The sequence below is a fragment of the Citrobacter freundii complex sp. CFNIH4 genome, from assembly GCF_002934505.1.
In the GTDB taxonomy this organism is placed as follows: domain Bacteria; phylum Pseudomonadota; class Gammaproteobacteria; order Enterobacterales; family Enterobacteriaceae; genus Citrobacter; species Citrobacter freundii.
The window spans coordinates 4,363,531-4,383,622 of record NZ_CP026231.1 but is presented as its reverse complement, the minus strand read 5'-3'; the positions used below and the strand labels follow the sequence as shown (position 1 = coordinate 4,383,622).

The following is a 20,092-nucleotide window of genomic DNA, read 5'->3' as shown; positions in this document are numbered from 1 at the left end:
TTGTTACAGCAGAGAAGCGACGCTTTCACGTACCTGGGCCGGCCATACGCCACACTGAACCTGGCCAATGTGCGGTAATTGCAGCAACAGCATGGTCAGACGCGACTGCCCAATCCCCCCACCAATCGTCTGCGGCATTTCACCACGCAGCAGCGCCTGGTGCCATTCCAGACTCAGGCGATCTTCATCACCGGTCAAAGACAGCTGGTGTTTCAGAGCGTCAGCATCCACACGGATCCCCATAGAAGACAGCTCAAACGCATCTTCCAGAACCGGGTTCCAGACCAGAATATCACCGTTCAAACCGGCATGGCCCAGCTCAGACGCTGAACTCCAGTCATCATAATCCGGCGCACGTACATCATGACGGTGACCGTCACTGAGTTTACCGCCGATCCCCACCAGGAATACCGCACCCAGCTCTTTAGCGATCGCACGTTCACGACCTTTTGCGTCAAGATCCGGATAACGAGATAACAGCTCCTGGCTATGAACAAAGTGGATCTGCTCTGGCAGGAACGGTGCCAGACCAAACTCTTTGCTAACCGCAGCTTCTGTAGCCTTAATTCCCGCCCAGATAGCCTCTACCGTGCTTTTCAGAGTGGAGAATTGACGCTCACCGTCGCCCATAACGCGCTCCCAGTCCCACTGGTCCACGTACACAGAGTGCAGCGGGGAGAGGCGATCTTCATCGGGACGCAGGGCTTTCATATGCGTGTACAGCCCCTCGCCTGCGCTAAAGTCGTGTTGTCCTAACGTTTGACGCTTCCACTTCGCCAGTGAATGAACCACTTCGAATTGAGCGTCTGGCAATGCTTTAACCTTCACCTGCACCGCTTTTTCACAGCCCGACAAGTTATCCTGCGTACCATCTCCAACGCGGCTGAGGATCGGAGCCTGAACTTCGATCAGACCTAAACGCTCTTCCAGCTGGCGAGAAAAATGAGATTTTACGAAGCTAATTTGACGTTGTTTGGCAATGTAAGCGGTTTTCATTATGTGTACTCCTGTGTCCTGTTGCCTATGATTAAGCAACAGAATGGAGGTAATATTCAATAATCAACAAACAAAAAGCCGACTTCGATTTTGATTCGTTAAAATTAACGACTAAAATAGAGGGAATCATTAATCTACATAAGAAAAACCTATGGAAAATTATCAGATCGACAATCTGGACCGCGGCATTCTTGATGCCCTGATGGAAAATGCCCGTACAGCCTACGCAGAATTAGCCAAACAGTTCGGCGTCAGCCCAGGAACAATTCACGTTCGCGTAGAAAAGATGAAGCAGGCCGGGATCATTACCGGCGCGCGGATTGATGTTAGTCCCAAACAATTGGGTTACGACGTCGGCTGCTTTATCGGCATCATTCTGAAAAGTGCGAAAGACTATCCGTCAGCACTTGCAAGACTGGAAAGCCTCGATGAAGTGACCGAAGCGTATTACACCACCGGGCACTACAGCATCTTTATTAAGGTAATGTGCAAATCGATCGACGCGTTGCAGCAGGTACTTATCAACAAGATCCAAACAATTGACGAAATTCAGTCCACTGAAACCCTGATCGTCTTGCAGAACCCGATTATGCGTACCATCAAGCCGTGATCGGGTTTTTTAATCCCCTATTTTTCCACAGGTAGATCCCAGCTCGCACACAGCGTACAATACGCCCTCTTTATAAAGGTGGGCGATCATGGCAGACATCACTCTTATCAGCGGTAGTACGCTTGGCAGTGCGGAATATGTAGCAGAGCATCTGGCTGAAAAGCTGGACGACGCCGGTTTTTCCAGCGAAATACTGCATGGGCCAATGCTTGAAGAGGTTCCGACTGACGGGATCTGGCTGATTATCAGCTCCACACACGGAGCAGGAGACATTCCTGACAACCTGCAGCCTTTATATGATGCCTTACGCGAGCAGAAACCGAACCTGTCACAAGTGCACTTTGGTGCAATCGGGATCGGCAGTCGTGAATATGACACCTTTTGCGGCGCAATCGACAAGCTGGAAGCCGAATTGAAGGCCTGTGGGGCAAAACAGATCGGCGAAACGCTCAGGATCAACGTACTGGAACATGAAATTCCGGAAGATCCGGCTGAAATTTGGCTGGGATCGTGGCATCCGTTGCTCAGAGATTTGTAAAGATCGTACTTTTTTATGTGGATAACTCTGGTTAAAAGCTTGGATCAACCGGTAGTTATCCCAAGAACAACTGTTGTTCAGTTTTTGAGTTGTGTATAACCCTTCATTCTGATCCCAGCTTATACGGACCAGGATCACCGATCATTCACAGCTAATGATCCTCAGCAACCTGTTGATCTTACTTAAAGGATCGCCCTTATCCACAGAAAGGTGCGATCCTAATAAGAGATCACAATAAAACAGATCTCTAAATAAAAAGATCTTCTTTTTAATACCCAGGATCCCAGGTCTTTCTCCATCGACTAAAGTTGAGTAGAATCCACGGCCCGGGCTTCAATCCATTTTCACACCGCGTTATGCGAGGCAATCACCATGTTTTATCAGGATCCTTTTGACGTCATCATCATTGGCGGGGGTCATGCAGGCACCGAGGCCGCAATGGCCGCGGCGCGAATGGGTCAACAGACTCTGCTTTTGACACACAATATCGACACTCTGGGACAGATGAGCTGCAACCCGGCGATCGGCGGTATTGGGAAGGGACACCTGGTAAAAGAAGTGGATGCGCTTGGTGGGTTGATGGCAAAAGCGATCGACCATGCGGGTATCCAGTTTAGGATACTAAACGCCAGCAAAGGGCCTGCCGTTCGTGCTACTCGCGCTCAGGCCGATCGTGTGCTCTATCGCCAGGCGGTACGTACCGCACTGGAGAATCAACCCAACCTGATGATCTTCCAACAGGCGGTTGAAGATCTGATTGTTGAAAACGATCGTGTCGTAGGCGCGGTAACCCAAATGGGACTGAAGTTCCGTGCCAAAGCGGTCGTGTTAACCGTGGGGACTTTCCTCGACGGCAAAATTCATATTGGTCTGGACAACTACAGCGGTGGCCGCGCTGGCGATCCGCCGTCTATTCCGCTGTCACGTCGTCTGCGTGAACTGCCGCTGCGCGTCAGTCGCCTGAAAACCGGTACACCGCCGCGAATCGATGCGCGCACGATTGATTTCAGCGTGCTCGGCCAGCAAAACAGCGATAACCCGATGCCGGTCTTCTCATTCCTGGGCGATGCTTCTCAACATCCGCGCCAGATGCCGTGTTACATCACGCATACCAATGAAAAAACCCATGATGTGATCCGTAATAACCTCGATCGTAGCCCGATGTACGCAGGCGTGATCGAAGGTATCGGCCCACGCTATTGCCCGTCGATCGAAGACAAAGTGATGCGCTTTGCCGATCGTAACCAACATCAGATCTTCCTCGAACCGGAAGGACTGACGTCTAACGAAATTTACCCGAATGGCATCTCCACCAGCCTGCCGTTCGATGTGCAGATGCAAATTGTCCGTTCCATGCAGGGGATGGAAAATGCCAGAATCGTCCGTCCTGGCTACGCGATTGAGTATGATTTCTTCGATCCGCGCGACCTGAAACCTACTCTGGAAAGCAAATTCATCCAGGGTCTGTTCTTTGCTGGTCAGATCAACGGTACGACCGGTTATGAAGAAGCTGCCGCGCAAGGGATGCTGGCTGGTCTGAACGCCGCACGCTTGTCTGCTGACAAAGACGGCTGGGCGCCGCGCCGCGATCAGGCTTATCTTGGTGTGCTGGTGGACGATCTGTGTACGCTGGGCACCAAAGAACCGTACCGCATGTTCACCTCACGCGCGGAATACCGTTTGATGCTGCGCGAAGATAACGCCGACCTGCGTCTGACCGAAATTGGCCGTGAGCTGGGACTGGTGGACGATGAGCGTTGGGCTCGCTTCAACGAGAAGCTGGAGCGTATTGAACAAGAACGCCAGCGTCTCAAATCAACCTGGGTGAATCCGTTAGCGGAGTCCGCAGCAGAAGTGAATGCTCACCTGGCTACACCTCTGTCACGTGAAGCTAGCGGTGAAGATCTGCTGCGTCGCCCGGATATGACCTATGCTCAGTTGACCTCTTTATCTGCGTTTGCACCTGCGCTTGATGATGCTCAGGCCGCAGAACAGGTTGAAATTCAGGTGAAATACGAAGGATATATCGCCCGTCAGCAGGAAGAGATCGAGAGACAACAGCGTAATGAGAACACCCTGTTGCCTGCAACGCTGGATTATCGTCAGGTCTCCGGCTTGTCGAATGAGGTCATTGCCAAACTGAACGATCACAAACCGGTATCGATCGGTCAGGCATCGCGTATTTCCGGCGTAACACCTGCCGCCATCTCCATTCTGCTGGTATGGCTGAAAAAACAAGGTATGCTGCGTCGCAGCGCTTGATATCACTTTTTGGCGGGAGCGCTTCGTTTGCCCGCCCTACAAATTTGTCGGCCCGATAAGCGACAGCGCGTCGGGCAATAGATTATTTACAGGTAACGACCGTGCTCAACAAACTCTCTCGTCTGCTGGCTGATGCCGGTATTTCTCTTACCGATCACCAGAAAAATCAGCTGATTGCGTATGTCGATATGCTGCATAAATGGAACAAAGCGTACAACCTGACGTCGGTGCGTGATCCCAACGAAATGCTGGTGCGCCATATTTTGGACAGCATTGTCGTCGCGCCGTACCTGAAGGGCGAGCGTTTTATCGATGTCGGCACTGGTCCGGGCCTACCGGGAATCCCTCTCTCCATCGTACGTCCTGAAGCGCATTTCACACTGCTGGATAGCCTGGGAAAACGCGTTCGTTTCTTGCGCCAGGTGCAGCATGAGCTTGCGCTTACTAACATCACTCCAGTGCAAAGTCGCGTTGAAGAATTCCCTTCGGAGCCGCCGTTTGATGGGGTGATTAGCCGTGCTTTCGCGTCACTCAATGATATGGTGAGCTGGTGCCATCATTTGCCTGGTCAGGAAGGGCGTTTTTATGCGCTAAAAGGGCAGTTGCCTGAAGATGAAATTGCCTCGTTGCCTGCAGAATTCAGCGTCGAGTCGGTCGAAAAATTACGCGTTCCGCAACTGGATGGTGAACGTCATCTGGTGGTTATTAAGCCAAACAAAATTTAATTTTTATCAAAAAAAATAGAAAAAAAACGGTTCTTCGGGTGTTAAAAGTCATAAGGAATAGTGTGGTTAAATGTCGTTACATTTCACTAATGCCTTACGGTTTTGCATCATAACTATAACGTACCGTTTTTTGTTAAAAGTGAAACAAGTCAGCTGTGAAAATATCAGCCTGCTAAAAATAGAATCAAAGAATCACCGCTCGTGTTAATTTTTTATTATAAATGTCAATGGGTGGTTTTTTTGTTGTTATTCGCTATTTTTAAAACAGTAACGAATTTTAGGCTTAAATATCAAAAAGTTGAAATGGCATCATTTGCCAAGTAAATAAATAGTGCCGGGGCGAATATGCTTAATATGTGATCTGGTGCACGCTTTGCAGCCAGTGTTTACGCGGCTTTTGCAGTTTTGCATGATCGTTCACAGTTTGCATAAAAGTGATAAATGTGGCGTAGCGAAAAATATTTAAACATTTATTCACTTTTTAGCTACTTATTGTTTGAAATCGAGAAGGCGCACCGTATAATTTGACCGCTTTTTGATGCTTGACTCTAAGCCATAAAGAACGTTTTATACGACACGCGGCATACCTCGAAGGGAGCAGGAGTAAAAACGTGATGTCTATGTCGCTCTTGAGTCGAAACGTTGCTCGTAAGCTTTTGCTCACACAGTTTCTGGCGGTAATAGCAAGTGGACTGCTATTTAGCCTCAAAGACCCTTTCTGGGGCATCTCCGCATTGTGCGGTGGATTGGCAGTGTTACTGCCTAATGTGTTGTTTATGATATTTGCCTGGCGTCACCAGGCACATACACCAGCTAAAGGCCGAGTAGCCTGGACGTTCGCTTTCGGTGAAGCCTTCAAGGTATTAGCTATGCTGGTGTTGTTGGTGGTGGCGTTGGCTGTTTTGAAAGCGGTATTCATGCCGCTGATCGTTACGTGGGTTTTGGTGCTGGTGGTTCAGATACTGGCGCCGGCTGTAATTAACAACAAAGGGTAAAGGCATCATGGCTTCAGAAAATATGACGCCGCAGGATTACATAGGACACCATCTGAATAACCTTCAGTTGGACCTACGTACATTCTCGCTGGTGGATCCGCACAACCCCCCAGCCACCTTCTGGACGCTCAATATTGACTCCATTTTCTTCTCGGTGGTTCTGGGTCTGTTGTTCCTGCTTATGTTCCGTAGCGTAGCCAAAAAGGCGACCAGCGGCGTACCAGGTAAATTTCAGACTGCGATTGAGCTGGTAATCGGCTTTGTGCATGGTAGCGTGAAAGACATGTACCATGGCAAAAGCAAGCTGATTGCTCCGCTGGCCCTGACGATTTTCGTCTGGGTATTCCTGATGAACTTGATGGATTTGCTGCCTATCGACCTGCTGCCGTACATCGGTGAGCATATCTTTGGCCTACCGGCTCTGCGTGTGGTTCCGTCTGCTGACGTGAACATCACCCTGTCGATGGCGCTGGGCGTATTTATCCTCATTCTGTTCTACAGCATCAAAATGAAAGGCATCGGTGGCTTCGCGAAAGAGTTGACGCTGCAGCCGTTCAATCACTGGGCGTTCATCCCTGTCAACTTAATCCTTGAAGGGGTAAGCCTGCTGTCCAAACCAATCTCACTTGGTCTGCGACTGTTCGGTAACATGTACGCTGGTGAGCTGATTTTCATTCTGATTGCTGGTCTGTTGCCGTGGTGGTCACAGTGGATCCTGAATGTGCCGTGGGCCATTTTCCACATACTGATTATCACGCTGCAAGCCTTCATATTTATGGTTCTGACGATTGTCTATCTGTCGATGGCATCTGAAGAGCATTAATTTACCAACACTACTACGTTTTAACTGAAACAAACTGGAGACTGTCATGGAAAACCTGAATATGGATCTGCTGTACATTGCTGCCGCTGTGATGATGGGTCTGGCGGCAATCGGTGCTGCGATCGGTATCGGCATCCTCGGGGGTAAATTCCTGGAAGGCGCAGCGCGTCAACCGGATCTGATTCCTCTGCTGCGTACTCAGTTCTTTATCGTTATGGGTCTGGTGGATGCAATCCCAATGATCGCTGTAGGTCTGGGTCTGTACGTGATGTTTGCTGTCGCGTAGTAAGCGTTGCTTGAATTAAGAGCAATATCAGAACGTTAACTAGATAGAGGCATTGTGCTGTGAATCTTAACGCAACAATCCTCGGCCAGGCCATCGCGTTTGTCCTGTTCGTTCTGTTCTGCATGAAGTACGTATGGCCGCCTTTAATGGCTGCCATCGAAAAACGTCAAAAAGAAATTGCTGACGGCCTTGCTTCTGCAGAACGAGCACATAAGGATCTTGACCTTGCAAAGGCCAGCGCGACCGACCAGCTGAAAAAAGCGAAGGCGGAAGCTCAGGTAATCATCGAGCAGGCGAACAAACGCCGTGCTCAGATCCTGGACGAAGCTAAAACTGAAGCAGAGCAGGAACGTACTAAAATCGTGGCACAGGCGCAGGCGGAAATTGAAGCCGAGCGTAAACGTGCTCGCGAAGAGCTGCGTAAGCAAGTTGCTATCCTGGCTGTTGCTGGCGCCGAGAAGATCATCGAACGTTCCGTGGATGAAGCTGCTAATAGCGACATCGTGGACAAACTTGTCGCTGAACTGTAAGGAGGGAGGGGCTGATGTCTGAATTTGTTACGGTAGCTCGCCCCTACGCCAAAGCAGCTTTTGACTTTGCCGTTGAGCACCAAAGCGTTGACCGTTGGCAGGATATGCTGATGTTTGCCGCTGAGGTGACAAAAAACGAACAAATGGCAGAGCTTCTCTCTGGCGCGCTGGCGCCGGAAACGCTCGCTGAGTCGTTTATCGCCGTATGCGGTGAGCAACTGGACGAAAGCGGTCAAAACCTGATTCGGGTAATGGCTGAAAATAACCGTCTGAATGCGCTCCCGGATGTTCTTGAGCAGTTTATTCACCTGCGTGCAGCCAGTGAGGCTATCTCTGAGGTAGAAGTTACTTCTGCCAATGCACTGAGTGATGAACAGCTTAAGAAGATTAGCGCAGCGATGGAAAAACGTCTGTCACGCAAAGTTAAGCTGAATTGCAAAATCGATAAGTCTGTAATGGCAGGCGTAATCATCCGAGCGGGTGATATGGTCATTGATGGCAGCGTACGCGGCCGTCTTGAACGCCTTGCAGACGTCTTGCAGTCTTAAGGGGACTGGAGCATGCAACTGAATTCCACCGAAATCAGCGAACTGATCAAGCAGCGCATTGCTCAGTTCAATGTTGTGAGCGAAGCTCACAACGAAGGTACTATTGTTTCTGTAAGTGACGGTGTTATCCGCATTCACGGCCTGGCCGATTGTATGCAGGGTGAGATGATTTCCCTGCCGGGTAACCGTTACGCTATCGCACTGAACCTGGAGCGCGACTCCGTAGGTGCAGTTGTGATGGGTCCATACGCTGACCTCGCCGAAGGCATGAAGGTTAAGTGTACGGGTCGTATTCTGGAAGTTCCGGTTGGCCGTGGCCTGCTGGGTCGTGTGGTGAACACTCTGGGTTCCCCGATTGACGGTAAAGGTCCGGTTGATAACGATGGCTTCTCGCCAATCGAAGTTATCGCACCGGGCGTAATCGAACGTCAGTCCGTCGACCAGCCAGTACAGACCGGTTATAAATCTGTTGATGCCATGATCCCAATCGGTCGTGGCCAGCGTGAGCTGATCATCGGTGACCGTCAGACAGGTAAAACCGCGATGGCAATCGATGCCATCATCAACCAGCGTGATTCCGGCATCAAATGTGTGTACGTGGCTATCGGCCAGAAAGCGTCCACCATTTCTAACGTGGTTCGTAAACTGGAAGAACACGGCGCACTGTCCAACACCATCGTTGTTGTGGCGACCGCGTCTGAATCTGCTGCACTGCAATACCTGGCACCATATGCCGGTTGCGCAATGGGCGAATACTTCCGTGACCGCGGTGAAGATGCACTGATCGTTTACGATGACCTGTCTAAACAGGCTGTTGCTTACCGTCAGGTTTCCCTGTTGCTGCGTCGTCCACCAGGACGTGAAGCATTCCCGGGCGACGTATTTTACCTCCACTCCCGTCTGCTGGAACGCGCATCCCGCGTAAACGCGGAATACGTTGAGAAGTTCACCAATGGTGAAGTTAAAGGTAAAACCGGCTCCCTGACCGCTCTGCCGATTATCGAAACCCAGGCGGGTGACGTTTCTGCGTTCGTTCCGACCAACGTAATTTCTATTACCGATGGTCAGATCTTCCTGGAAACCAACCTGTTTAACTCCGGTATTCGTCCGGCAGTTAACCCGGGTATCTCCGTATCTCGTGTTGGTGGTGCAGCGCAGACCAAGATCATCAAGAAACTGTCCGGTGGTATTCGTACCGCGCTGGCGCAGTATCGTGAACTGGCAGCGTTTTCTCAGTTCGCTTCCGACCTGGATGAAGCTACTCGTAAGCAGCTGAGCCACGGTCAGAAAGTAACTGAATTGCTGAAGCAGAAACAGTATGCGCCAATGTCTGTTGCACAGCAGGGTGTGGTGCTGTTCGCGGCTGAACGCGGTTACCTCGAAGATGTGGAACTGGCGAAAATCGGTAGCTTCGAAGCCGCTCTGCTGGCTTACGTTGACCGTGACCACGCTCCGCTGATGCAAGAGATCAACCAGTCCGGTGGCTATAACGATGAAATCGAAGGCAAGCTGAAAGCTATCCTCGATTCCTTCAAGGCAACCCAGTCCTGGTAACGTCTGGCGGTCTGCTTTAGGGTGGACCGCAAGGCATTGAGGAGAAGCTCATGGCCGGCGCAAAAGAGATACGTAGTAAGATCGCAAGCGTCCAGAACACGCAGAAGATCACTAAAGCGATGGAGATGGTCGCCGCTTCCAAAATGCGTAAATCGCAGGATCGCATGGCGGCCAGCCGTCCTTATGCAGAGACCATGCGCAAAGTGATTGGTCACCTTGCGAATGGTAATCTGGAATATAAGCACCCTTACCTGGAAGAACGCGACGTTAAACGCGTGGGCTACCTGGTGGTGTCGACCGACCGTGGTCTGTGCGGTGGCTTGAACATTAACCTGTTCAAAAAGCTGCTGGCGGATATGAAAACATGGTCCGATAAAGGCGTTCAGTGCGATATCGCAATGATCGGCTCTAAGGGCGTGTCTTTCTTTAACTCCGTTGGCGGTAATGTGATTGCTCAGGTAACCGGTATGGGGGATAACCCTTCCCTGTCCGAACTGATCGGTCCGGTTAAAGTGATGCTGCAGGCCTACGATGAAGGTCGCCTGGACAGACTGTACGTTGTCAGCAACAAATTTATTAACACCATGTCTCAGACGCCAACCATCACCCAACTGCTGCCTCTGCCGGCATCAGATGATGATGAATTGAAGCGTAAATCCTGGGATTACCTGTATGAGCCAGACCCGAAAGCGCTGCTGGATACCCTGCTGCGTCGTTATGTCGAGTCTCAGGTTTATCAGGGCGTGGTAGAAAACCTGGCCAGCGAGCAGGCCGCACGTATGGTGGCGATGAAAGCCGCGACCGACAATGGCGGCAGCCTGATTAAAGAGCTGCAGTTGGTATACAACAAAGCTCGTCAGGCCAGCATTACTCAGGAACTCACCGAAATCGTCGGTGGTGCATCCGCGGTATAACCAGGTTAATTCGTAGAGGATTCAAGATGGCTACTGGAAAAATTGTCCAGGTAATCGGCGCCGTGGTTGACGTCGAATTCCCTCAGGATGCCGTACCGCGCGTGTACGATGCTCTTGAGGTTATGAATGGTAAAGAGAGCCTGGTGCTGGAAGTTCAGCAGCAGCTCGGCGGCGGTATCGTACGTACCATCGCAATGGGTTCTTCTGACGGTCTGCGTCGTGGTCTGGAAGTTAAAGACCTCGAGCACCCGATCGAAGTCCCGGTAGGTAAAGCAACGCTGGGTCGTATCATGAACGTTCTGGGTCACCCGATCGACATGAAAGGCGATATCGGTGAAGAAGAGCGTTGGGCTATCCACCGTGCAGCACCTTCCTACGAAGAGCTGTCAAGCTCTCAGGAACTGCTGGAAACCGGTATCAAAGTTATCGACCTGATGTGTCCGTTCGCTAAGGGCGGTAAAGTTGGTCTGTTCGGTGGTGCGGGTGTAGGTAAAACCGTAAACATGATGGAGCTGATCCGTAACATCGCGATCGAACACTCCGGTTACTCCGTGTTTGCGGGCGTAGGTGAACGTACTCGTGAGGGTAACGACTTCTACCACGAAATGACCGACTCCAACGTTCTGGACAAAGTATCCCTGGTATATGGCCAGATGAACGAGCCGCCGGGAAACCGTCTGCGTGTTGCGCTGACCGGTCTGACCATGGCTGAGAAGTTCCGTGACGAAGGTCGTGACGTTCTGCTGTTCGTTGATAACATCTATCGTTACACCCTGGCCGGTACAGAAGTATCTGCACTGCTGGGTCGTATGCCATCAGCGGTAGGCTACCAGCCGACCCTGGCGGAAGAGATGGGTGTTCTGCAGGAACGTATCACCTCCACCAAAACCGGTTCTATCACCTCCGTTCAGGCGGTATACGTACCAGCGGATGACTTGACTGACCCATCCCCAGCAACCACCTTTGCTCACTTGGATGCAACCGTGGTACTGAGCCGTCAGATCGCATCTCTGGGTATCTACCCGGCAGTTGACCCGCTGGACTCCACCAGCCGTCAGCTGGATCCGCTGGTTGTTGGTCAGGAACACTACGACACCGCGCGTGGCGTACAGTCCCTGCTGCAGCGTTATCAGGAACTGAAAGACATCATCGCCATCCTGGGTATGGATGAACTGTCTGAAGAAGATAAACTGGTGGTAGCACGCGCACGTAAGATTCAGCGCTTCCTGTCCCAGCCGTTCTTCGTTGCGGAAGTATTCACCGGTTCTCCGGGCAAATACGTTTCCCTGAAAGACACCATCCGTGGCTTTAAAGGCATCATGGAAGGCGAATACGACCACCTGCCAGAGCAGGCGTTCTACATGGTTGGTTCTATCGACGAAGCCGTGGAAAAAGCCAAAAAACTTTAACGCCTTAATCGGAGGGTGATATGGCAATGACTTACCACCTGGACGTTGTCAGCGCAGAGCAACAAATGTTCTCTGGTCTGGTCGAGAAAATCCAGGTAACGGGTAGTGAAGGTGAACTGGGTATTTTCCCGGGTCACGCACCGCTGCTCACCGCCATTAAGCCTGGTATGATCCGCATCGTTAAACAGTTCGGTCATGAAGAGTTTATCTACCTGTCCGGCGGCATTCTCGAAGTGCAGCCTGGCAGCGTGACCGTTCTGGCTGATACCGCGATTCGCGGACAGGATCTCGATGAAGCGAGAGCCCTGGAAGCGAAGCGTAAGGCTGAAGAGCACATCAAGAGCTCTCATGGTGACGTGGATTACGCTCAGGCATCTGCGGAACTGGCCAAAGCGATCGCGAAACTGCGCGTTATCGAGTTGACCAAAAAAGCGATGTAACACCGGCTTGAAAAGCATAAAGGCCAGTCTGGTTTCCAGGCTGGCTTTTTTTTGCTTTTGCTGCAAGAACATTTAAATTGAAAGCTGTTTTGTGATTTAGATCATAAAAATATTGATTGGCTAAAAAATGCGGCGTAGACTCTTTTTATGTGATGTGTGTCACATAATAAAATCAGATAAAAAGAGATGCCAACATGAAATTACTCAATAAAATCATCGCCATGTTCAGCAATATGAGCTTTTAGACTTTACCTGCCTGTCCTGTGGCGCGATGCTTGATATGGTTTATCAGTCAGCGCCACTTGTTGTTATAAATCCCCTCCCCTACTCTTCTCCCTCAACTTTTTATTTCGCGTACGCATTTTCGGTTTCTCACTGAATCACATAAATAAAATCGGGCTTTGCATGTGTAACTCTTTATTCATGCGGTGAAAAAATAGCAAAAACATTAACCTAAGGCTTTAATAAGAGCAGCCCCCAGGTTTTTGGCAGACAAAAGATACTGATTTAGACGAAAATAGTGAGTTATCAGATGGGGAATTACCCCTGTTGAACGTTTTATCTTCGGTCCATTTCACGCTGAAAAAAATGTAGTATTTTCAATGTGAAACGGTATAAATTCGTTCTCAAATTACAGTCAGGATGTGTATGTTGAATAATGCTATGAGCGTCGTGATCCTTGCCGCAGGCAAAGGCACGCGTATGTATTCCGATCTCCCTAAAGTGCTGCATACCCTCGCAGGAAAACCGATGGTTCAGCATGTCATTGATGCTGCTAATGAATTAGGTGCGACTCACGTACATCTGGTCTACGGGCACGGTGGTGATTTGCTCAAGCAGACGCTGAAAGATGGCAATCTGAACTGGGTTCTGCAGGCGGAACAGTTGGGTACCGGCCATGCAATGCAGCAGGCGGCGCCATTCTTTGGTGATGATGAAGACATTTTAATGCTCTATGGCGATGTGCCGCTGATCTCTACCGATACCTTACGTCGCCTGCGTGAAGCCAAACCGCAGGGCGGGATTGGCTTGCTAACGGTAAAACTTGATGACCCAACCGGTTATGGCCGAATTACCCGCGATAACGGCAATGTCACGGGTATCGTTGAGCATAAAGATGCCACCGACGAGCAGCGTCAAATCCAGGAAATAAACACTGGTATCCTGATTGCCAACGGTGCTGACATGAAGCGTTGGCTGTCTAAACTGACCAACAACAACGTGCAGGGTGAATACTACATCACCGATATCATCGCGATGGCGTATCAGGAAGGACGTGAAATTGCTGCAGTACATCCGGCACGCATTAGCGAAACTGAAGGGGTGAATAACCGTCTTCAGCTATCCCGTCTGGAACGTGTTTATCAGTCCGAGCAGGCAGAAAAACTGCTGCTGGCAGGCGTGATGCTGCGCGATCCGGCACGTTTTGATCTTCGCGGTACGCTTATTCATGGGCGCGATGTTGAAATTGATACTAACGTTATCATTGAAGGTAACGTAACCGTTGGGGATCGCGTCAAGATTGGCGCCGGCTGCATCATCAAAAACAGCGTGATTGGTGAGGGTTGCGAGCTTAGTCCATATAGTGTGGTGGAAGATGCGCATCTGGAAGCCGCTTGCACCATTGGTCCATTCGCACGTCTGCGCCCGGGTGCTGAGCTGCAGGAAGGCGCGCACGTGGGTAACTTTGTCGAAATGAAAAAAGCGCGTCTGGGTAAAGGCTCCAAAGCCGGTCATTTGACCTACCTGGGTGATGCGGAAATTGGCGATAACGTGAACATCGGCGCGGGTACGATTACCTGCAATTACGATGGCGCCAATAAGTTTAAAACCATTATTGGTGATGATGTGTTTGTGGGTTCTGATACTCAGCTGGTGGCGCCTGTCACCGTGGGTAACGGTGCGACCATCGCCGCTGGAACCACCGTAACGCGTAATGTCGCCGATAACGAACTGGTATTAAGCCGTGTACCTCAGGTCCATAAACAGGGCTGGCAGCGTCCGGTGAAGAAGAAGTAAGTGATTTTTTCCGGATGGCGGCCTACGTGCGGTGACGTTCTGTAGGCCTGATAAGCGTAAGCGCCATCAGGCAGACAAGAGATGAGGGGATAACATAATCCTCCCCTCAACAAGCAGTACCATAAAAATAACCCCACTCTCTACAAGGCTCGGGGCGCCCGGAAAGGGCAAATACAGGTCAGCGACAACGACAGGCATAATGCCTAAATTCGGAATCAAAAAATATGTGTGGAATTGTTGGCGCTATCGCGCAGCGTGATGTAGCTGAAATCCTTCTCGAAGGTTTACGTCGTCTGGAATATCGTGGTTATGACTCTGCTGGTCTGGCCGTCGTCGATGCTGAAGGTAACATGACCCGTCTGCGTCGTCTGGGTAAAGTGCAGATGCTGACTGCTGCTGCGGAAGAACATCCGTTGCATGGTGGTACAGGTATCGCTCATACCCGTTGGGCGACACACGGTGAACCTTCAGAAGCGAACGCGCATCCTCATGTTTCTGAACACATTGTTGTGGTGCATAACGGCATCATTGAAAACCATGAACCACTGCGTGAGCTGTTGAAAACGCGTGGCTATACCTTTGTTTCTGAAACCGACACCGAAGTGATTGCTCACCTGGTGCACTGGGAACTGGAACAGGGTGGTACGCTGCGTGAAGCCGTGCTGCGTACTATTCCCCAACTACGTGGTGCCTACGGCACGGTGATCATGGATACCCGTAATCCGGAAACCCTGCTGGCGGCCCGTTCTGGTAGCCCGCTGGTGATTGGTCTGGGTATGGGCGAAAACTTCATCGCTTCCGATCAGCTGGCGCTGCTGCCGGTAACCCGTCGCTTCATCTTCCTGGAAGAGGGTGACATCGCGGAAGTGACTCGTCGTTCTGTCTCTATTTTCGACAAGTCTGGCGCAGAAGTGAAACGTCAGGATATCGAATCGAATCTGCAGTATGACGCGGGCGAAAAAGGTATTTATCGCCACTACATGCAGAAAGAGATCTACGAACAGCCGAACGCGATTAAAAATACGCTGACCGGGCGCATTAGCCACGGTGAAGTGGATTTAAGCGAGCTGGGGTCGCGTGCCAACGAGTTGCTGTCTCAGGTTGAGCATATCCAGATTATCGCCTGCGGTACGTCTTACAACTCCGGTATGGTGTCCCGCTACTGGTTTGAATCGCTGGCGGGTATTCCTTGTGATGTCGAAATCGCTTCCGAATTCCGCTATCGCAAATCCGCCGTGCGCCGTAACAGCCTGATGATTACCCTTTCTCAGTCTGGTGAAACGGCGGATACCCTGGCGGGCCTGCGCTTATCTAAAGAGTTGGGCTATCTGGGATCGCTGGCTATCTGTAACGTACCAGGATCTTCTCTGGTGCGCGAATCCGACCTGGCGATGATGACCAATGCCGGTACCGAAATCGGTGTGGCCTCCACGAAGGCATTTACCACTCAGCTGACCGTTCTGCTGATGCTGGTGGCGAAACTGTCCCGTCTGAAAGGCCTTGATGCGTCTATTGAGCAGGAGATCGTTCACGGTCTGCAGGCGCTGCCGAGTCGTATTGAGCAGATGTTGTCTCAGGACAAACGCATTGCCGCTCTGGCAGAAGGTTTCTCTGACAAACATCATGCGCTGTTCCTTGGCCGTGGCGATCAGTATCCAATTGCGCTGGAAGGCGCGCTGAAGCTGAAAGAGATCTCGTATATTCACGCTGAAGCTTATGCCGCAGGTGAACTGAAACACGGTCCGCTGGCGCTGATTGATGCCGATATGCCGGTTATCGTGGTTGCGCCGAACAACGAATTGTTGGAAAAACTGAAATCCAACATTGAAGAAGTTCGCGCCCGTGGCGGTCAGCTGTACGTCTTTGCTGACCAGGATGCTGGCTTTACCAGCAGCGAAAACATGCACATCATCGAGATGCCGCATGTGGAAGAGGTGATTGCACCGATCTTCTACACCGTTCCGCTGCAGCTGCTGGCGTATCATGTGGCACTGATTAAAGGCACCGACGTCGATCAGCCGCGTAACCTGGCGAAGTCAGTTACCGTAGAGTAATCCGTGCTTAACTGAACTGGAAATGCCCTGCTACAAGCGGGGCATTTTTTTAAACTTGTTCTGTTTTTAATCAATTATCCCGCCTGTTTTATGTGACAAACCGTCATCTTCAACTACTGTTTTCAGTGTCATAAAAAGAAAATTCTAACGAAATATTATTGTTATGATTGTGACTAACTTTTTGTTTTAAATGTATTTTTAGATAAAAAATTTCCCGTATTTTTCGTTGTCATAAAACTGTCATATTTCGTACATTTAACTGTCACCTGTTTGTCCTATTTTGCTCACAGTAGCAACTCAAACAACGATTTACGAAAACCGTGCAGGAGACATTATGAAAGTTATGCGTACCACTGTCGCAACTGTTGTCGCCGCGACCTTATCCATGAGCGCGTTCTCTGCGTTTGCAGCAGCGAGCCTGACAGGTGCAGGTGCAACCTTCCCTGCGCCAGTGTATGCCAAATGGGCAGATACCTATCAGAAAGAGACCGGTAGCAAAGTAAACTACCAGGGTATCGGCTCCTCCGGTGGTGTAAAACAAATTACGGCCAATACCGTTGATTTCGGCGCTTCTGATGCACCGCTGTCTGACGAAAAACTGGCGCAAGAAGGTCTGTTCCAGTTCCCGACCGTGATCGGTGGCGTAGTGCTGGCTGTGAATATCCCGGGCCTGAAATCCGGCGAGCTGGTGCTGGACGGTAAAACGCTGGGTGACATCTACCTCGGTAAAATTAAAAAGTGGGATGATGAAGCCATCACCAAACTGAACCCGGGTCTGAAGCTGCCTTCACAGAATATCGCCGTTGTGCGTCGCGCTGACGGTTCCGGTACTTCCTTCGTTTTCACCAGCTACCTGGCAAAAGTAAACGAAGAGTGGAAATCTAAAATTGGCTCCGGCTCTACTGTGAACTGGCCGACCGGTCTGGGCGGTAAAGGTAACGACGGTATCGCTGCGTTCGTACAGCGTCTGCCGGGTTCTATCGGTTACGTTGAGTACGCTTACGCTAAGCAGAACAACCTGGCGTACACCAAGCTGGTCTCTGCTGATGGCAAACCGGTAAGCCCGACAGAAGAGAGCTTTGCTAACGCCGCAAAAGGCGCTGACTGGAGCAAAACCTTCGCTCAGGATCTGACTAACCAGAAAGGTGACGACGCGTGGCCAATCACCTCCACCACCTTCATCCTGGTCCATAAAGAGTCGAAGAAACCAGAGCAGAGCGCAGAAGTGCTGAAGTTCTTCGACTGGGCGTACAAAAATGGCGGCAAACAGGCTAACGACCTGGATTACGCCAGCCTGCCAGACAGCGTGGTTGAGCAGGTTCGTGCTGCATGGAAGACCAACGTGAAAGACAGCAGCGGTAAAGCGCTGTACTAATAGAATATCTTTAACGAGTTGGCGGATGGCGCTACGCTTATCCGCCCTACGGTTTCGACTGTAGGCCCGCTTTGTAGGCCGGATAAGCGTAGCGCCATCCGGCATGGGCAACTTCGTAAACGCGTTTAACTTAAAGAGTGATTTATGGCTGCAACCAAGCCTGCTTTTAACCCACCGGGTAAAAAGGGTGACATGATCTTCAGCGCGCTGGTAAGACTGGCTGCGCTGATTGTGCTATTGATGTTGGGTGGCATTATTGTCTCTCTGGTTATCTCCTCCTGGCCAAGCATTCAGAAATTTGGTTTCTCCTTTCTGTGGACCAAAGACTGGGATGCGCCGAACGATATCTACGGTGCTTTAGTACCGATTTACGGTACGCTGGTTACCTCACTTATTGCACTGCTGATTGCCGTTCCGGTGAGTTTCGGCATTGCGCTGTTCCTGACTGAACTTGCACCTGGCTGGCTGCGTCGCCCGCTGGGTATCGCTATTGAACTGCTGGCGGCAATTCCGAGTATCGTATACGGCATGTGGGGGCTGTTTATCTTTGCCCCGCTGTTTGCGACTTATTTCCAGGAGCCGGTCGGAAACATCCTTTCCAACATTCCGTTTGTTGGCGCACTGTTCTCCGGCCCAGCTTTTGGTATCGGTATTCTGGCGGCTGGCGTGATCCTCGCCATCATGATCATCCCGTACATTGCGGCGGTTATGCGTGATGTGTTCGAACAAACGCCGGTACTGATGAAAGAGTCGGCCTACGGCATCGGCTGTACCACCTGGGAAGTTATCTGGCGTATCGTCCTGCCGTTCACCAAAAATGGCGTGATCGGCGGCGTGATGCTGGGTCTGGGGCGTGCGCTGGGTGAAACCATGGCGGTGACCTTTATCATCGGTAACACCTACCAGCTCGACAGTGCCTCGCTGTACATGCCGGGCAACAGTATTACCTCTGCGCTGGCGAATGAATTTGCCGAAGCGGAATCTGGGCTGCACGTTGCAGCGTTGATGGAGCTGGGTCTGATTCTGTTTGTGATCACCTTCATCGTGCTGGCTGCGTCTAAGTTCATGATCATGCGCCTTGCGAAGAACGAGGGGGCACGCTAATGGCTACGCTTGAAATGCAAAACACCGCTCAGCTTGCGGAATCCCGCCGTAAAATGCAGGCGCGTCGTCGTCTGAAAAACCGCATCGCGCTGACGCTCTCTATGGCGACCATGGCGTTCGGTCTGTTCTGGCTCATTTGGATCCTGATGTCCACGATCACCCGCGGTATTGACGGTATGTCGCTGGCGCTGTTCACCGAAATGACGCCGCCGCCGAATACGGCGGGCGGTGGTCTGGCGAACGCCCTTGCCGGTAGCGGTCTGTTGATTCTGTGGGCGACCGTGTTTGGTACCCCGCTCGGTATTATGGCGGGTATCTACCTGGCGGAGTATGGGCGTAAGTCCTGGCTGGCTGAGGTCATCCGATTTATCAATGACATCCTGCTTTCTGCGCCATCTATCGTGGTCGGTCTGTTCGTTTACACCATCGTGGTAGCAAAAATGGAGCATTTCTCCGGCTGGGCGGGCGTGATCGCGCTGGCGCTGCTGCAGGTGCCTATTGTTATTCGTACCACAGAGAACATGCTCAAGCTGGTGCCAGATAGTCTGCGTGAAGCCGCCTATGCACTGGGTACGCCGAAATGGAAGATGATTTCTGCGATCACCCTGAAGGCATCTGTCTCGGGGATCATTACAGGTGTTCTGTTAGCAATTGCTCGTATCGCAGGTGAAACGGCTCCGCTGCTGTTTACGTCGCTCTCCAACCAGTTCTGGAGCACCGACATGATGCAGCCTATCGCCAACCTGCCGGTCACTATCTTTAAGTTTGCGATGAGCCCGTTTGCTGAGTGGCAGCAACTGGCCTGGGCCGGGGTACTGATTATTACCCTGTGCGTACTGCTGCTGAACATTCTGGCGCGCGTCATTTTCGCGAAGAAGAAACACGGTTAATTTTTACGGCGTGGCTGATG

Annotated in this window: 19 protein-coding genes; 18 read left to right on the top strand and 1 reads right to left on the bottom strand. The window is 51.1% G+C overall.

Features of this window, described 5'->3' with window-relative positions:
- Positions 1-3: 3 nt before the first annotated feature.
- Positions 4-996, bottom strand: coding sequence for an aspartate--ammonia ligase (gene asnA, locus C2U41_RS22455; protein WP_003827009.1), 993 nt, complete (start codon positions 994-996; stop codon positions 4-6).
- 151 nt (positions 997-1,147) lie between these two features.
- Here asnA and asnC point away from each other — a divergent pair, with 151 nt between their 5' ends.
- The 18 genes from asnC to pstA all read left to right on the top strand — a co-directional run bounded on the left by asnC (position 1,148) and on the right by pstA (position 20,072).
- Positions 1,148-1,606, top strand: a complete 459-nt coding sequence (gene asnC / locus C2U41_RS22450; RefSeq protein WP_003023780.1) for a transcriptional regulator AsnC — start codon at positions 1,148-1,150, stop codon at positions 1,604-1,606.
- 88 nt (positions 1,607-1,694) lie between these two features.
- Positions 1,695-2,144, top strand: a complete 450-nt coding sequence (gene mioC / locus C2U41_RS22445) for an FMN-binding protein MioC (RefSeq protein ID WP_003023782.1) — start codon at positions 1,695-1,697, stop codon at positions 2,142-2,144.
- 372 nt (positions 2,145-2,516) lie between these two features.
- Positions 2,517-4,406, top strand: a complete 1,890-nt coding sequence (mnmG, locus tag C2U41_RS22440) for a tRNA uridine-5-carboxymethylaminomethyl(34) synthesis enzyme MnmG (protein ID WP_003023784.1) — start codon at positions 2,517-2,519, stop codon at positions 4,404-4,406.
- Between the two features lie 101 nt (positions 4,407-4,507).
- On the top strand, positions 4,508-5,131 hold the full coding sequence (rsmG, locus tag C2U41_RS22435) for a 16S rRNA (guanine(527)-N(7))-methyltransferase RsmG (RefSeq protein ID WP_003023788.1): 624 nt from the start codon (positions 4,508-4,510) through the stop codon (positions 5,129-5,131).
- 614 nt (positions 5,132-5,745) lie between these two features.
- On the top strand, positions 5,746-6,126 hold the full coding sequence (atpI, locus tag C2U41_RS22430) for a F0F1 ATP synthase subunit I (protein WP_003023790.1): 381 nt from the start codon (positions 5,746-5,748) through the stop codon (positions 6,124-6,126).
- 7 nt (positions 6,127-6,133) lie between these two features.
- A complete protein-coding gene (atpB, locus tag C2U41_RS22425; protein WP_003023792.1) occupies positions 6,134-6,949 on the top strand; it encodes a F0F1 ATP synthase subunit A in 816 nt (271 codons plus the stop codon).
- Between the two features lie 46 nt (positions 6,950-6,995).
- A complete protein-coding gene (atpE, locus tag C2U41_RS22420) occupies positions 6,996-7,235 on the top strand; it encodes a F0F1 ATP synthase subunit C (RefSeq protein ID WP_003023794.1) in 240 nt (79 codons plus the stop codon).
- Positions 7,236-7,294: 59 nt separating this feature from the next.
- Positions 7,295-7,765 carry a F0F1 ATP synthase subunit B gene (atpF, locus tag C2U41_RS22415; RefSeq protein ID WP_003023796.1) on the top strand — a complete coding sequence of 157 codons (471 nt, stop codon included), beginning with the start codon at positions 7,295-7,297 and terminating at the stop codon, positions 7,763-7,765.
- A gap of 14 nt (positions 7,766-7,779) precedes the next feature.
- Positions 7,780-8,313 carry a F0F1 ATP synthase subunit delta gene (gene atpH / locus C2U41_RS22410; protein WP_003023799.1) on the top strand — a complete coding sequence of 178 codons (534 nt, stop codon included), beginning with the start codon at positions 7,780-7,782 and terminating at the stop codon, positions 8,311-8,313.
- A 12-nt stretch (positions 8,314-8,325) separates the two neighbouring features.
- A complete protein-coding gene (atpA, locus tag C2U41_RS22405; RefSeq protein ID WP_003023802.1) occupies positions 8,326-9,867 on the top strand; it encodes a F0F1 ATP synthase subunit alpha in 1,542 nt (513 codons plus the stop codon).
- A gap of 50 nt (positions 9,868-9,917) precedes the next feature.
- Positions 9,918-10,781, top strand: a complete 864-nt coding sequence (atpG, locus tag C2U41_RS22400) for a F0F1 ATP synthase subunit gamma (protein WP_003023804.1) — start codon at positions 9,918-9,920, stop codon at positions 10,779-10,781.
- A gap of 26 nt (positions 10,782-10,807) precedes the next feature.
- Positions 10,808-12,190, top strand: coding sequence for a F0F1 ATP synthase subunit beta (atpD, locus tag C2U41_RS22395; protein WP_003023806.1), 1,383 nt, complete (start codon positions 10,808-10,810; stop codon positions 12,188-12,190).
- A gap of 20 nt (positions 12,191-12,210) precedes the next feature.
- Complete coding sequence (locus C2U41_RS22390) at positions 12,211-12,630, top strand: F0F1 ATP synthase subunit epsilon (protein WP_003023809.1); 420 nt, start codon at positions 12,211-12,213, stop codon at positions 12,628-12,630.
- 648 nt (positions 12,631-13,278) lie between these two features.
- A complete protein-coding gene (glmU, locus tag C2U41_RS22385; RefSeq protein ID WP_048217016.1) occupies positions 13,279-14,649 on the top strand; it encodes a bifunctional UDP-N-acetylglucosamine diphosphorylase/glucosamine-1-phosphate N-acetyltransferase GlmU in 1,371 nt (456 codons plus the stop codon).
- Between the two features lie 224 nt (positions 14,650-14,873).
- Positions 14,874-16,703 (top strand): glutamine--fructose-6-phosphate transaminase (isomerizing), encoded by a 1,830-nt coding sequence (gene glmS, locus C2U41_RS22380; protein WP_003023813.1) that lies wholly within the window; start codon positions 14,874-14,876, stop codon positions 16,701-16,703.
- A gap of 334 nt (positions 16,704-17,037) precedes the next feature.
- Complete coding sequence (gene pstS / locus C2U41_RS22375; protein WP_003023814.1) at positions 17,038-18,078, top strand: phosphate ABC transporter substrate-binding protein PstS; 1,041 nt, start codon at positions 17,038-17,040, stop codon at positions 18,076-18,078.
- 144 nt (positions 18,079-18,222) lie between these two features.
- Positions 18,223-19,182, top strand: a complete 960-nt coding sequence (gene pstC / locus C2U41_RS22370; RefSeq protein ID WP_003023817.1) for a phosphate ABC transporter permease PstC — start codon at positions 18,223-18,225, stop codon at positions 19,180-19,182.
- Positions 19,182-20,072, top strand: a complete 891-nt coding sequence (pstA, locus tag C2U41_RS22365) for a phosphate ABC transporter permease PstA (RefSeq protein WP_003023819.1) — start codon at positions 19,182-19,184, stop codon at positions 20,070-20,072. Before pstC ends, pstA begins: the two co-directional genes overlap by 1 nt.
- Positions 20,073-20,092 lie beyond the last annotated feature (20 nt).

What these genes read in the sequence shown, in the direction of transcription:
- asnA (WP_003827009.1), bottom strand. Translation starts at nt 996, where the DNA reads ATGAAAACCGCTTACATTGCCAAACAACGTCAAATTAGCTTCGTAAAA.
- asnC (WP_003023780.1), top strand. Translation starts at nt 1,148, where the DNA reads ATGGAAAATTATCAGATCGACAATCTGGACCGCGGCATTCTTGATGCC.
- mioC (WP_003023782.1), top strand. Translation starts at nt 1,695, where the DNA reads ATGGCAGACATCACTCTTATCAGCGGTAGTACGCTTGGCAGTGCGGAA.
- mnmG (WP_003023784.1), top strand. Translation starts at nt 2,517, where the DNA reads ATGTTTTATCAGGATCCTTTTGACGTCATCATCATTGGCGGGGGTCAT.
- atpI (WP_003023790.1), top strand. Translation starts at nt 5,746, where the DNA reads ATGTCTATGTCGCTCTTGAGTCGAAACGTTGCTCGTAAGCTTTTGCTC.
- atpB (WP_003023792.1), top strand. Translation starts at nt 6,134, where the DNA reads ATGGCTTCAGAAAATATGACGCCGCAGGATTACATAGGACACCATCTG.
- atpE (WP_003023794.1), top strand. Translation starts at nt 6,996, where the DNA reads ATGGAAAACCTGAATATGGATCTGCTGTACATTGCTGCCGCTGTGATG.
- atpH (WP_003023799.1), top strand. Translation starts at nt 7,780, where the DNA reads ATGTCTGAATTTGTTACGGTAGCTCGCCCCTACGCCAAAGCAGCTTTT.
- atpA (WP_003023802.1), top strand. Translation starts at nt 8,326, where the DNA reads ATGCAACTGAATTCCACCGAAATCAGCGAACTGATCAAGCAGCGCATT.
- atpG (WP_003023804.1), top strand. Translation starts at nt 9,918, where the DNA reads ATGGCCGGCGCAAAAGAGATACGTAGTAAGATCGCAAGCGTCCAGAAC.
- atpD (WP_003023806.1), top strand. Translation starts at nt 10,808, where the DNA reads ATGGCTACTGGAAAAATTGTCCAGGTAATCGGCGCCGTGGTTGACGTC.
- C2U41_RS22390 (WP_003023809.1), top strand. Translation starts at nt 12,211, where the DNA reads ATGGCAATGACTTACCACCTGGACGTTGTCAGCGCAGAGCAACAAATG.
- glmU (WP_048217016.1), top strand. Translation starts at nt 13,279, where the DNA reads ATGTTGAATAATGCTATGAGCGTCGTGATCCTTGCCGCAGGCAAAGGC.
- glmS (WP_003023813.1), top strand. Translation starts at nt 14,874, where the DNA reads ATGTGTGGAATTGTTGGCGCTATCGCGCAGCGTGATGTAGCTGAAATC.
- pstS (WP_003023814.1), top strand. Translation starts at nt 17,038, where the DNA reads ATGAAAGTTATGCGTACCACTGTCGCAACTGTTGTCGCCGCGACCTTA.
- pstC (WP_003023817.1), top strand. Translation starts at nt 18,223, where the DNA reads ATGGCTGCAACCAAGCCTGCTTTTAACCCACCGGGTAAAAAGGGTGAC.
- pstA (WP_003023819.1), top strand. Translation starts at nt 19,182, where the DNA reads ATGGCTACGCTTGAAATGCAAAACACCGCTCAGCTTGCGGAATCCCGC.